Consider the following 12,487-nt stretch of genomic DNA (forward strand, 5'->3'; position numbering starts at 1 on the left):
AGATTGACGATGAAGCTTGGCGGCGGACATTCGACGGCGCAAGTCGAAACTGGAGCCTCCCCATGAACGCCCATGCTTCTGCGCCCCCTGAAGGCCTCGAAGGCGTCGTCGCCGCCCGCACCGTGCTGTCCGAAGTCGACGGTCAGGCCGGCCGCCTGATCATCCGCGGTCGCTCCCTGGACGACCTCGCCGGCCACGCCACCTTCGAAGACCTGATCGCCCTGTTGTTCGAAGGCTTCTTCGAGGACCTGCCGACCGATCTGGCCGCTGCGCTCGGCGCCGCCCGGGTCGAGGTGTTCGCCGAGGTGGCCCATCTGGACTCAGGTCTCCTGGCCCGCGAGCCGGTGGAGGCCGTGCGCGCCCTGATGGCCCGGCTGGCCGATGGCGACGATCTCGCCACCGCCCTGCGCCTGATCGCGGCGCCGGCGGTCTTCACCCCGGCCGTGGTCCGCAGCCAGGCCGGCCAGGCGCCGATCGCGCCTGATCCCGCCCTCCCCCACGCCGCCGACATCCTGCGCATGCTGACCGGCGCCGCGCCGACGGCGGCCCAGGTCGCGGGCCTGGACGCCTATCTGGTCACCGTCTCCGACCACGGCCTGAACGCCTCGACCTTCGCGGCCCGGGTGGTGGCCTCGACGCGGGCCGGCCTGACCTCGGCGGTGCTGGCCGGGATCAGCGCCCTGAAAGGTCCGCTGCACGGCGGCGCGCCGGGGCCGGTCATCGAAATGCTGGACGGCATCGGCCAGCCGGAGAACGCCCGGGCCTGGATCGAGGCGGCCCTGGCCCGCGGCGAGCGGCTGATGGGCTTTGGCCACCGCATCTACCGGGTGCGCGACCCCCGGGCCGACGCGCTGAAAGGGCCCGTGCGCGCCCTGGCGGCGAGCGGCGGCGGCGGGGCCGGCCGCGTGGCCTTCGCCGAGGCCGTGGAGGCCGCGGCCCTCGACATCCTCAAGACCCACAAGCCCGACCGGCCCCTGGACACCAATGTGGAGTTCTATACCGCCCTGCTGCTGGAGGCCCTGGACTTCCCGCCCTCGGCCTTCACCTGCGTCTTCGCCATGGGCCGCGTCGCCGGCTGGCTGGCCCACGCCCGCGAGCAACTGGCCGGCGGCCGGCTGGTGCGGCCCCAGTCGGTCTATGTGGGGCCAGAACCGCGGAAGGCGGCCTGACGCCTAAAGGGCGCCTGAGGCGGAAAATCCTCCTGGGGCGCCGCACCGCGAAAGTTTAGGGTCGGGGGATCATGACCGCCGCCGACCCGCCTTCCGCCCCGGCCCTGAGGCCAGACCAGACCGCCGCCCTGACCCGCAGGATCACCCTGCTGTCGGTGGCCGTAGCCCTGGTTCTGGTCGCCCTGAAGACCGCCGCCTGGCTGGCCAGCGGCTCGGTGGCGGTGCTGGCCTCCCTGGCCGATTCCGGCCTCGACCTGATCGCCTCGCTGATCACCTTTTTCGCCGTGCGCTACGCCGTGGTCCCACCGGACGCCGAGCACCGGTTCGGCCATGGCAAGGCCGAGGCCTTCGCCAGCCTGATGCAGGCGGGCCTGGTCTTCGCATCGGCCGCCCTGGTGGGGCGCGAGGCCATCGCCAGCCTGCTCGACCCCCAGCCGATCGCCCATGGGGGCTGGGCCATGGCGGTCATGGCTGGCTCCATCGTGCTGACAGGCCTGCTGGTGGCCGCCCAGACCCGGGTGTTGCGCCAGACCCAGTCGGTGGCCGTCTCCGGCGACCGGGCGCACTATTTCTCCGACCTCGCCTCAAACCTCGCCGCCCTGCTGGGCGTCGCCGGCGCGGCGCTGCTGGGCTTCACCAGCCTGGATGGCGCCGCGGGCCTGGTGGTCGCCGCCATCCTGGTGTGGGCCGCCATCGGCGTCTTCCGCGAGGCCGCCCACCAGCTGATGGACCATGAACTGCCCGAGGATCAGCGGGCGCTGATCGTGCGGCTGATGACCCAGGACCCTCGCCTGACCGACATCCATCAGCTACGCACCCGCGCCTCAGGGCCCTATGTCCATATCCAGATGCACGCCGACCTGGATCCCGACCTGACCCTGGACGCGGCCCACCAGGTGATCGTCGAGGCCGAGCATCGGCTGCTGAAGCATTTTCCCGCCGCCGACATCCTGATCCACGCCGATCCGCGGGGCCGGGCCGAACCGCACGGCGGCGCCTTCGCCGAGCCCCCCGCGACCTGACGCCGCACGGCCGAGCAGGCGCCCAGATGGGGCGCCCAAATCAGGATACGAGACCGCTTCGTAAACGCGCCCTTAAGGCCCGTGCGGGCTTATCGAGGCCTGATCAAACTGTCCGCATTCGCGGCGAAATGCCGGCATGAGCGTCCAACGCACCCTCTACCACTTCCCGCTCGACCCGGCCTCGCGGCAGGTCCGTCTGGCGCTGGGCGAAAAACGCCTGGCGTTCGAGGACGTCGTCGTCCGCTATTGGGAACAGCCCGACGATCTGTCGGCGCTCAATCCCTCGGGCCTGACGCCGGTGCTGGTCGAGGAAGGCCCCAATGGCCGCCTGGTCCTTTGCGAGGGCCGCGCCATCCTCGATCATCTGGAAGAGGCCTATCCCGAGCCCGCCCTGCTGGGCCGCGAGGCCGCCGACCGGGCCGAGGCGCGGCGCCTGCTGCAGTGGTTCGACCGCAAGTTCGACTATGAGGTCGGCTCCTTCCTGCTGCACGAAAAGATGGAAAAGCGCCTGCTGCGCATGGGGGCTCCGGACCTGGCAGCCCTGCGGCGGGGGCGCGAGGCTCTGCGCCACCACATGACCTATCTGACGAGCCTGCTGGCGGAGCGCGACTGGCTGGCGGGACGACGCCTCAGCCTGGCCGATTTCGCCGGCGCCTCGCACCTGTCGGTGATCGACTATTTCGGCGACGTGCCCTGGCGCGACTTCGGCGCCGTCAAGACGTGGTACATGACGGTGAAGTCCCGGCCCTGCTTCAGGCCGCTGCTCGCCGATCGCTGGCCGGGGCTCGCGCCCGCGGCCCATTATGACGACCTCGATTTCTGAATCACCTGAAGACCTGATCCGCGCCAAGGCCCTTGAGCTGGGCTTCGACGACTGCCGCCTGGCGCGCGCCGACCAGCCATGGAGCGCCGGAGCGCGCCTGGCCGAATTCGTCGCCGAGGGTCGCCACGGCGAGATGGCCTGGCTGGAGACCACCCTGGAACGCCGCTCCCACCCCCAGGCCATGTGGGACAGCGCCCGCTCTGCCGTCATGCTGGGGGTCAACTACGGTCCCGACCACGACCCCCGCGGCGTCCTGGAGCACCCCGATCGCGGGGCGATCTCGGTCTATGCGCAGGGCTCGGACTATCACGACCTGATCAAGAAGCGGCTGAAGCAGCTGGCGACCTGGATGGCCCAGACCTTCGGAAGCGAGGTGAAGGTCTTCGTCGACACTGCTCCCCTGCTGGAAAAGCCCCTGGCGCAGGCGTCAGGCCTGGGGTGGCAGGGCAAGCACACCAATCTGGTGTCGCGCCAGTTCGGCTCCTGGCTGTTCATCGGCTCGGTGCTCACCTCGCTGGAGCTTGAGCCCGATCCGCCCGGCGACGACGCCTGCGGGTCCTGCCGCGCCTGCCTGGAGGTCTGCCCGACCAACGCCTTCCCGGCCCCCTACCAGCTCGATGCGCGGCGCTGCATCTCCTACCTGACCATCGAGCTGTCCGGCCCGATCCCGGCTGAATTCCGCCCCGCGCTCGGCAACCGCATCTATGGCTGCGACGATTGCCTGGCCGTCTGCCCCTGGAACAAGTTCGCCCAGACCGCCCGCGAGCAGCAGCTTCAGGCCCGGGAAGTCCTGAAGGCCCCGCGCCTGGAAGACCTGGCCACCCTGGATGACCCGGCCTTCCGCGCCCTGTTCACCAAGAGCGCGGTCAAGCGCCTGGGTCGCGACCGCTTCGTCCGCAACGTCCTCTACGCCATCGGCAACAGCGGCGACCCTGGTTTGGTCGGGGTGGCGAGGGCGCGGCTGAACGATGAGGCCCCCGTGGTCCGCGGGGCTGCCGTCTGGGCGCTATCGCAACTGCTGTCCCCTGCAGCCTTCGCCGCCGAGCGGGCGCTGGCCCTGTCGGTCGAAGCCGATGAGGCGGTGCGGGCGGAGTGGGGGTCAGGCGTGGTCTGAGCGCCAGGGCGGCCAAGCCGTGCGTCCTTCGAGGCTCGCTTTCGCTCGCACCTCAGGATGAGGAAATCATGTGAAAGGCGATGCGCCTCAGTCCGCCCTCATCCTGAGGCGCCCGCAGGGCCTCGAAGGACGAGGGCGGTCGCAATGAGCGCGCCCTCAGTCCGCAAAGACCGGCGCGCGCTTCTCCATATTGGCCATCACGCTTTCCTTCTGGTTCGCCGACCCGATCAGGGCCCCCTGTTCGGCGCTCTCCACCCGCAGGATCTCGTGCTGATCGGCCGGGGTCTCGGACAGTTCGATCAGCCGCTTGGCGCCGCGGATCGCCGTCGGGCTTTTGCTGGCGATCTCACGGGCCAGGGCCAGGGCCTCGGCCAGCGGGTCGGCGCAGACCCGGGTGGCGAAGCCCAGGCGCTGGGCTTCTTCCCCGTCGAAGATGCGGCCGGAATAGGTGAGCTCGCGGATCACGTCGCCGCGGGCCAGGTGACGCATCAGCACCATGCCGCCCATGTCGGGCACCAGGCCCCACTTGATCTCCATCACCGCCATGCGCGAGTCGGCCGTCACGAAGCGCATGTCCGGCGCGAGCGCCAGCTGGAAGCCGCCACCGAAGGCCACCCCATGCACCGCCGCGATCACCGGGACCGGCTGTTCGCGCCAGACCATGACGGCGTGTTGGGCGCGGTTGGAGCCGCCGGCCGAGCGCTTGGGCGTCAGCAGGGTCTCGCCATCGGCCGCCCCGCGGTTGCGCTCGCCCGAGGCCATGGCGGCGAAGGAGCCCATGTCGAGGCCGGCGCAGAAGGCCCGCCCCTCCCCCGACAGCACCACGGCGCGGACGCCCTTCGTGGTCTTCAGCGCCTCGCCGGTCTCGATCAGGGCCGAGAACATGGCGTCGTCCAGGGCGTTCATCTTGTCGGTGCGGACCATGCGCACGTCGGCGACGCCGTCCGTGATCTCCACCTTCACCCGATCGTTCATGAGCATCCTCCCGCTGGTCTCCCGGCTGTCCCGCCGGCGCAGGGAAAGACTGTCACGGATCAGCCGGGCGGGCGATGGCGGATGAGCGCTTCCTGGGTCGCCGAGGCCACCAGTCGACCCTGGCGGTCGAAGATGGAGCCGCGGTTGAAGCCCCGCCCGCCCGAGGCCGAGGGGCTGTCCTGCACATAGAGGTGCCAGTCGGAGAAGTCGCTGGGACGGTGGAACCACAGGGCGTGGTCGAGGCTGGCCACCTGCAGCTCTCCGTCGGGAACGGGATGGGGCCGCAGGCTCGCATCCAGCAGGCTCATGTCCGAGCCATAGGCCAGGGCGCACTGGTTGACCGCCACGTCGGTCCCCACCGACTGGCGGGCCTTGAACCAGACATCGTAGAGCGGCTCCAGCGGCTCGGTGCGGCCGCGGCGCTGGGGATTGACGGGGCGAACCTCCACCGGCCAGTCCCGGTCCCGGGGCGGAACGCCGTCGGCTTCGCGCAGCTGTTCCTCGTTCAGCAGGTCCTCCGGCGGCGCCACGGCGGGCGCCTGATCCTGGTGCTCGAATCCCTCCTCGGGGACCTGAAAGGAGGCGGCCAGGTTGAAGATCTGCTTGCCGTTCTGGATCGCGGTCACCCGTCGCACCGAGAACGAGCCGCCGTCCCGGGCCCGGTCCACCTGGAACAGGATGGGGATGGAGGCGTCGCCCGGCCGGATGAAATAGGCGTGCATGGAGTGGCAGAGCCGGCCTTCGATGGTGCGATAGGCCGCAGTCAGGGCCTGGGCCACCACCTGGCCGCCATAGATGCGGCGCCCTTCCCGGGCCGGCGTCAGGCCCCGATAGAGATCGAGTTCGATCTGTTCGAGATTGAGGATTTCCAGCAGTTCGTTCTGCGGTTCGCTCATTCGAAGATGGCCTCCGGCATGTCCTTCAGGCGGGGCAGGATCTTGTCCTTGTCCGAGGTGATGGCGTCCGCGGGCTCCACCGGCCAGTCGATGGCCAGGTCCGGATCGTTCCAGAGAACGCCCCCCTCGCAATCGGGCGCATAGAGGCCGTCGACCTTGTAGAATAGCTCGCAATCGTCGGTCAGCGTGCAGTAGCCATGGGCGAAGCCCCGGGGGACCAGCAGCTGCTCGCCGCCCTCGGCGGTCAGTTCGGCCCCGACCCACTGGCCGAAGGTGGGTGAGCCTGGCCGCACATCGACGGCGACATCATAGATCGCCCCGCGCAACGCCCGGATCAGCTTGGCCTGAGGGTGGGGGGCGGTCTGGAAATGCAGGCCCCGCACGGTGCCCTTCCTGGCGTTATAGGCCTGGTTGTCCTGCACGAAATCACAGGTCACGCCCGCCTCGCCGAGCGTCCTGCGGCTCCAGGTCTCGGCGAACCAGCCACGCGCATCGCCATGGCGCTTGGGCGTGATAAGCAGAACCTCGGGCAGGGCGAGCGGGGTGATGGTCGTCATGAATCTCTACGAGTCGCGTTTGGAGCAAGCCTTCGCATGAACGAGCCTTCCGGCGAAGACAAGGCGCCCCCGGCGCTGAGCGTCGTCATCGTCGCCTATAATAGCGGGGCGACGCTGGCCCGCTGCGTCGCCGCCCTGGCCGCCCAGACCTTCGCCGATTTCGAGCTGATCATCGTCGATAACGACTCGCCCCAACAGGAGGCGAAGCCCGCCGCCGCCGGATTTCCCGGGACGCGCGTCATCGAGGCCGGCGGCAATCTCGGCTTCGCCGCCGGGGTCAATCTGGGGGCGCGCGAGGCCCTTGGCCGCTGGCTGGTGCTGCTCAACCCCGACGCCTATCCCGATCCCGACTGGCTGGCGCAGCTGGTCGAGGCCAGCCGGCGTCACCCGCGCGTGCTGTCCTTCACCTCCCGCCAGGTGATGGCCCAGGACCGCGCCGTGCTAGACGGCCTGGGCGATGTCATGTCGGGGCCGGCCATTCCCTATCGCGGCGGCTATCAGACCCCCGATCCCGGCGATACGCCCGAGGGCGAGGTCTTCTCGCCTTGCGGGGCGGCGATGATGGTCGACCGCGCCCTGTTCCTCCGCCTCGGGGGTCTGGACGAGAGCTTCTTCTGCTATTGCGAGGATGTGGACTTCGGCTATCGGCTGCAGCTCGCGGGCGAGCCGACCCTGCTGGTCCCCGGAGCCGTGATCGCCCATGAGGGCTCGGCCTCGTCGGGCGGGCCGAAGTCCGAATTCGCGGTCTTTCACGGCACGCGCAATCGCTTCTGGGTGCTGATCAAGGATACGCCGGGCCTGCTGCTGCCGCTGGTCCTGCCGCTTCACCTGCTGGCGGTGGCCGTCATCGCCACCCGGCGGGAGGGCAAGCTTCAGGCGGGCGTCACCTGGCGCGGACTGAAAGCCGCCTTCGCCGACCTGCCAAGGGTCTGGCGTTCGCGGCGCGCCGTCCAGTCGGGCCGGCGGGTCAGCGCCCTCGCCTTGGCCCGCGCCATGACCTGGAACCCCAACGATCTGCGCGGCCGCCGGCCGGTCATTCGCCCGCTGCGGCCCAGTCGACGAGGCGCGCCATGAAGGCCCCGCCCCGCTCCATCTGAGAGACCTCGACGAACTCGTCAGGCTGGTGGGCCTGATCGATGGAGCCCGGCCCGCAGATGACGGTGGAGAATCCCGCCTCCTGGAACTGGCCAGCCTCGGCGGCGAAGGCCACCACCCGGGCCGGACCATTGTCGCCGGCCAGCCGGCGGGCGAAGGCCTCGGCCACGCCATCGGTTTCCGGCGCTAAGGGCGGGGTGTGCGAGCGCTGGACCACCTCGACCCCGGTGTCGGGGAAGCGGGCCTTGAGCGCGGCGTCGGCGGCCTCGCAGGCGGCGAAGAAGGGCGCCAGCACCACCTTGGGGTCCAGACCCGGCGGGCTGCGCAGGTCGAAGAAGAAGACGCATTCCCGGGCCAGGATGTTCACCGCCGTGCCGCCGTTCACCTGACCGACGGTCAGGGTCGCGTGCCTGGGCGTGAACGGCGAGGCCGGATCGGCGTCACGCTCCAGCTGTTCGGCCAGGTCGCACAGCATCCCCATCAGCCGGATGGCCACCATGTTGGCCGAGGCGCCCAGCTGGGTCTGGCTTGAATGGGCCTCATGACCGCGGACCGTGACGCGGAAGGTGTTGATCCCCTTGTGGCCGCTGACGGCCTCCATATTGGTGGGCTCGCCGACCACCACCAGGGCGGGCCTTGGCAGCTCGCTGGCGATGATGCGGATCATGTCCGGCGCGCCGATGCAGCCCACCTCCTCGTCATAGGAAAAGGCCAGGTGGACCGGCTTCTTGGGCTGGGCGGCGAGGATGTCGGGAATGGCCGCCAGGGAAAGCGCCAGGAAGCCCTTCATGTCGCAGGTCCCCCGGCCATAGAGGCGACCGTCCCGCGGGGTGACCTTGAAGGGATCCGAGGTCCAGGGCTGGCCGTCCACCGGCACCACGTCGGTATGGCCCGACAGCACCACGCCGCCGGGAATGTCCGGACCAATGGTGGCGATCAGATTGGTCTTGGTCCCGTCGGCGTTGGGAACCCGGCGATGGCCCACCCCATGGCCGTCCAGATAGGCCTCGACCCATTCGATCAGGGCCAGGTTGGACAGGCGGGAGGTGGTGTCGAAGGCCACCAGGCGGTCGAGGATCTCGAGGGCCCTGGGGGTGAGCGTCTGGGGGAGGGTCTGGGAGGATGACATGGGGCGAGCCTAGACCTCTGTGTCGCCCGGCTCCAGCCATCGCCGCGCAACAGCGCCACGGGACCGCGCCTCATCGGAAAGCGCCCAGCTTTCGCCCAACCGCAGCCGGTCGGTCGCCGATGGGCGCCCACATCCTGGCCGTGTCTTTCACGGGGCGTTAAGTGGCGAGCACCATGATTAATACTCGTCTTGAGGGAGACCGCGCCCCAGGGGCCGCCGGTGCAGTATCCATGAGTGGCCAGTCCGGCGGCGCGTCGCGATGGGTGGATGTGGCGCGTTTCCGCAAGCGGGACGCCCGAATCATCCTTCCGCTCACCTTCGTCGCGGCCGCCGGCTGTCTCGTCTGGCTGGACCCGGCCTTCGTCGCCGCCTGGCTGGGCGTGAACGTCGCCCTGCAGCTTTTCAATCAGATCCTCTGCCGACGGGTCCTGGCCCATGACACGCCCAGTCCGGCGGACGAGTGGGTCTTGGCCGGCTTCACCTTCATCGAGACCCTGGGCTATGGCGCCATGCCCTTCGCCCTGCTGATGACGGGCCAACAGGGCGCCACGGTGGCGGCCATGGCCATGACCGGCGCCGTGGCCCTGAGCGGGGCGTCCGAGCTGCCGGCCTCGCGACGGATCGCTGCCGCCGCGCTGACGGCGATCGGCTTGATGACCGCCGCAGGCCTTCTGGTCAGCCCCCATCACGGCGGGGCGACGACCCTGCTGGTCGCCCTGGTCGCCGTGGCGGCTCTGTTCGCCTATGTGCTGGAGACCGCCCTGCACCGGGAAGCTATCGAGGGCCGGCTCGCCGAGGCCCTGGCTCAGGCCAAGGATCAGGAGCGGGCCGCGGCGGCCGCCAACCTGGCCAAGAGCACCTTCCTGGCGACCATGAGCCACGAAATTCGCACCCCCCTGAACGGGGTGCTGGGCATGGCCCAGGTGATGGCCCGGGACGACCTCGCCCTGGCCCAGCGCGAGCGCCTGGACGTGATCCGGCAGTCCGGGGAAGCCCTGACCGCCCTGCTGAACAATGTGCTCGACCTCTCCAAGATCGAGGCCGGCCAGATGGAGGTGGAGGCCATCGCCTTCGACCTCGCCGCCCTGGTCGGTTCGGCCCGCTCGGCCTTCGCCACCCTGGCGGCCGACAAGGGCCTGGAGCTGAACCTGGAGCTCGCCGAGTCCGCCTGCGGGATTTTCGAGGGCGACCCCACGCGGCTGCGCCAGGTGATCTACAACCTCGTCGCCAACGCCGTGAAATTCACCGACCAGGGCGGGGTCACCCTCGGCGCCGAGGCCGGTCCGGCGGGCGTGAAGATCTGGGTGGCCGATACGGGGCCGGGCCTGGACGGCGCCCAGCAGGCCCGCCTGTTCGCCCGCTTCGCCCAGCTGGACGCCTCCACCACCCGCCGACATGGGGGCACGGGCCTGGGCCTGGCCATCTCGCACGAGCTCTGCGCCCTGATGGGCGGAACCTTGGGCGTGGCCAGCACGCCGGGCTCGGGCTCGGTCTTCACCCTCACCCTGCCCCTGCCGCGGCTGGGGGACGCCGAACCGCCCCAGGCTCTGGGGTCGCCTGCGCCAGACAGTGAGCTTGGCCGACTTCGCGTCCTCGCCGCCGAGGACAACAGCGTCAACCAGGTGGTGCTGCGCGCCCTGCTGGCGCCCTTGGGGATCGAGCCCGTGATGGTCGCCGACGGCGCCGCGGCCCTGGCCGCCTGGGAGGCCGGCGACTGGGACCTGGTGCTGATGGATGTGCGGATGCCGGTGATGGACGGCCTGACCGCCACCCGCGAAATCCGCGCCCGCGAGCTGGCCCAGAGCCGGCGGCGCACGCCGATCATCGGCCTGTCGGCCGACGCCATGGCCCATCAGGTGGACGAGCTTCTGGCGGCCGGCATGGACAACCATGTCAGCAAGCCCATCGATGTCAGCCGCCTCTATGGCGCGCTTGAGGCTGCGCTTTAGAGCGGGGATTCAGCCGCGCTGGACGCGGCCGGGACCGGGCAGCACGTCGATCAGCTCGATACGGAAGATCAGCACGCTGTTGGGCGGGATCGGACCCTGGCCGGATTCGCCGTAGCCCATCTCCGGCGGCACGGTGATGATCCATTCGTCGCCGGGCCGCATCAGGGGCAGCACTTCGAGCCAGGCCGGGATCAGGCCCGCCAGGGGCATGGCCGCGGGCACGCCACGCTCATAGGAGGAGTCGAACACCTCGCCATCGGCCAGCTTGCCCTCATAGTGCACCTTGACCTCGTCGGCCTTGGTGGGCTTCAGGCCCGAGGCCGGCCCGGACCGGACGATCTCGTACTGGACGCCCGAGGGCAGGGTCTCGACCCCATCGCGCTCGGCGTTCTCCTCCATATAGGCCGCAGCCTCGGAGGCGGCCTCGCCCCCCTGGGGAGAGCAGGCGACCAGGGCGAGCGCCGCGGCCAGGGCGAACAGGGGGGCGAGCATCGAGGCTATCCTTGGCTTGAGAAGAGTCAGACGGCGCGGGGCGGATAGCCGCGCTCGCGCAGGGCTTCCATGATTTCCTGGGTGTGCTGGGCGTCGCGGGTCTCGATCATGATGTCGAACTCCGCCCCCTTGGCCGGCACGTCCAGGGCCAGACGGTTGTGGGCCACCTCGACGATATTGGCGCCCATCTGGCCGATGATGGCCGAGACGTTGCCCAGCAGGCCCGGCCGGTCGTCGCCGATGATCCGCAGGGAGACCAGGCGCTGCTCGCGCACCAGTTCCCGGGTCAGGACCGAGGCCAGGAGGCGGGTGTCGATATTGCCGCCGGTGATGATCAGGCCGGCCTTCTTGCCCCGGAACCGCTCGGGATAGGCCAGCAGACCGGCCAGGGCCGCGGCGCCGGCGCCCTCGGCCACGGTCTTTTCCACATTGCAGTACAGCGCCACGGCGCGCTCGAAGAAGGGCTCCTCGACCAGCAGCACCTCGTCGATCAGCGGACGGGCCACCCCATAGCTGACATCGCCCACCTGTTTGACGGCGATGCCCTCGGCGATGGTCGCCCCGCCCGTGCCGCTGGCCCCGTTCACGCCGCGCATGCGAGAGGTGAAGGACGGATACATGGCCGGCTCCAGCCCCACCACCTTGATTTCTGGCCGCAGATGCCTGGCCGCCGTGGCGCAGCCGGCGATCAGCCCGCCGCCGCCGATGGGGATTGGCAGGACGTCGAGGTCCGGCACGTCCTCCAGCATTTCCAGCGCCACCGTGCCCTGGCCGGCCATGACGTCCAGGTCGTTGAACGGATGGACGAAGACCAGGTCGCGATCCTCGCAGATCTGCTTGGCCCGGCCAGACGCCTCGTCATAGCCCTCGCCGTCCAGGACCACCTCGGCCCCGAAGGCGCGGGTCTGCTGCACCTTCACGAAGGGGGTGGACCGCGGCATGACGATGGTCACCGGGATGCCCAGGCGCGCCGCGTGATAGGCCAGGCCCTGGCTGTGATTGCCGGCCGAGGCGGCGATGACGCCGCGCTTCTTCTCGGCCTCGGTGAGCTGCAGCAGCTTGTTGAGCGCCCCGCGCTCCTTGTAGGCGGCGGTGAACTGCAGGTTCTCGAACTTCACCCAGACCTCGGCCCCGGTGATCTCCGACAGGGTCCGCGACAGGCGGCACGGCGTGCGCTCGATATGCCCCTTCAGCCGGTCGGCTGCGGCGCGGATGTCGTCGATGGAAAGCGTCATGAAAGGTCGGTGGTCCGGGGAGGCCGCCCAG

Annotated in this window: 12 protein-coding genes; 6 read left to right on the forward strand and 6 right to left on the reverse strand. The window is 70.1% G+C overall.

The window, feature by feature from the left end:
• Positions 1-62 precede the first annotated feature (62 nt).
• The 4 genes from Q8L83_RS00235 to queG all read left to right on the forward strand — a co-directional run bounded on the left by Q8L83_RS00235 (position 63) and on the right by queG (position 4,128).
• A complete protein-coding gene (locus tag Q8L83_RS00235; protein ID WP_305284097.1) occupies positions 63-1,169 on the forward strand; it encodes a citrate synthase/methylcitrate synthase in 1,107 nt (368 codons plus the stop codon).
• A 71-nt stretch (positions 1,170-1,240) separates the two neighbouring features.
• Positions 1,241-2,191: a cation diffusion facilitator family transporter gene (locus tag Q8L83_RS00240; RefSeq protein ID WP_305284098.1), complete on the forward strand. Its 951-nt coding sequence runs from the start codon at positions 1,241-1,243 to the stop codon at positions 2,189-2,191.
• A gap of 136 nt (positions 2,192-2,327) precedes the next feature.
• A complete protein-coding gene (locus Q8L83_RS00245) occupies positions 2,328-3,014 on the forward strand; it encodes a glutathione S-transferase family protein (RefSeq protein WP_305284099.1) in 687 nt (228 codons plus the stop codon).
• On the forward strand, positions 2,995-4,128 hold the full coding sequence (gene queG / locus Q8L83_RS00250) for a tRNA epoxyqueuosine(34) reductase QueG (RefSeq protein ID WP_305284100.1): 1,134 nt from the start codon (positions 2,995-2,997) through the stop codon (positions 4,126-4,128). The genes Q8L83_RS00245 and queG overlap by 20 nt, the downstream gene beginning before the upstream one ends.
• A gap of 156 nt (positions 4,129-4,284) precedes the next feature.
• Here the strand turns inward: queG and Q8L83_RS00255 are convergent, their stop codons facing one another.
• From Q8L83_RS00255 to rfbC, 3 genes are read right to left on the reverse strand one after another with little or no spacing between them, the layout of a single operon-like run.
• A complete protein-coding gene (locus Q8L83_RS00255) occupies positions 4,285-5,103 on the reverse strand; it encodes a crotonase/enoyl-CoA hydratase family protein (protein ID WP_305284101.1) in 819 nt (272 codons plus the stop codon).
• Between the two features lie 59 nt (positions 5,104-5,162).
• The gene (locus Q8L83_RS00260) at positions 5,163-5,999 is read right to left on the reverse strand and encodes an acyl-CoA thioesterase II (RefSeq protein ID WP_305284102.1); all 837 of its coding nucleotides are present in this window, start codon (positions 5,997-5,999) and stop codon (positions 5,163-5,165) included.
• Positions 5,996-6,556, reverse strand: coding sequence for a dTDP-4-dehydrorhamnose 3,5-epimerase (rfbC, locus tag Q8L83_RS00265; protein WP_305284103.1), 561 nt, complete (start codon positions 6,554-6,556; stop codon positions 5,996-5,998). The genes Q8L83_RS00260 and rfbC overlap by 4 nt, the downstream gene beginning before the upstream one ends.
• A 36-nt stretch (positions 6,557-6,592) precedes the next feature.
• Here rfbC and Q8L83_RS00270 point away from each other — a divergent pair, with 36 nt between their 5' ends.
• On the forward strand, positions 6,593-7,630 hold the full coding sequence (locus tag Q8L83_RS00270) for a glycosyltransferase family 2 protein (protein ID WP_305284104.1): 1,038 nt from the start codon (positions 6,593-6,595) through the stop codon (positions 7,628-7,630).
• Here Q8L83_RS00270 and argE read toward each other — a convergent pair.
• On the reverse strand, positions 7,590-8,780 hold the full coding sequence (argE, locus tag Q8L83_RS00275) for an acetylornithine deacetylase (RefSeq protein ID WP_305284105.1): 1,191 nt from the start codon (positions 8,778-8,780) through the stop codon (positions 7,590-7,592). The two genes, Q8L83_RS00270 and argE, sit on opposite strands and share 41 nt — an antisense overlap.
• A gap of 230 nt (positions 8,781-9,010) precedes the next feature.
• Here argE and Q8L83_RS00280 point away from each other — a divergent pair, with 230 nt between their 5' ends.
• Positions 9,011-10,729 carry an ATP-binding protein gene (locus Q8L83_RS00280; protein WP_305284106.1) on the forward strand — a complete coding sequence of 573 codons (1,719 nt, stop codon included), beginning with the start codon at positions 9,011-9,013 and terminating at the stop codon, positions 10,727-10,729.
• 9 nt (positions 10,730-10,738) lie between these two features.
• Here the strand turns inward: Q8L83_RS00280 and Q8L83_RS00285 are convergent, their stop codons facing one another.
• Both Q8L83_RS00285 and Q8L83_RS00290 read right to left on the reverse strand, forming a co-directional pair.
• A complete protein-coding gene (locus Q8L83_RS00285) occupies positions 10,739-11,221 on the reverse strand; it encodes an FKBP-type peptidyl-prolyl cis-trans isomerase (protein ID WP_305284107.1) in 483 nt (160 codons plus the stop codon).
• A gap of 26 nt (positions 11,222-11,247) precedes the next feature.
• Positions 11,248-12,456 (reverse strand): threonine ammonia-lyase, encoded by a 1,209-nt coding sequence (locus Q8L83_RS00290; protein WP_305284108.1) that lies wholly within the window; start codon positions 12,454-12,456, stop codon positions 11,248-11,250.
• Between the last annotated feature and the right edge of the window lie 31 nt (positions 12,457-12,487).

Source organism: Phenylobacterium sp., from assembly GCF_030680185.1.
Taxonomy (GTDB): Bacteria; Pseudomonadota; Alphaproteobacteria; order Caulobacterales; family Caulobacteraceae; genus Phenylobacterium.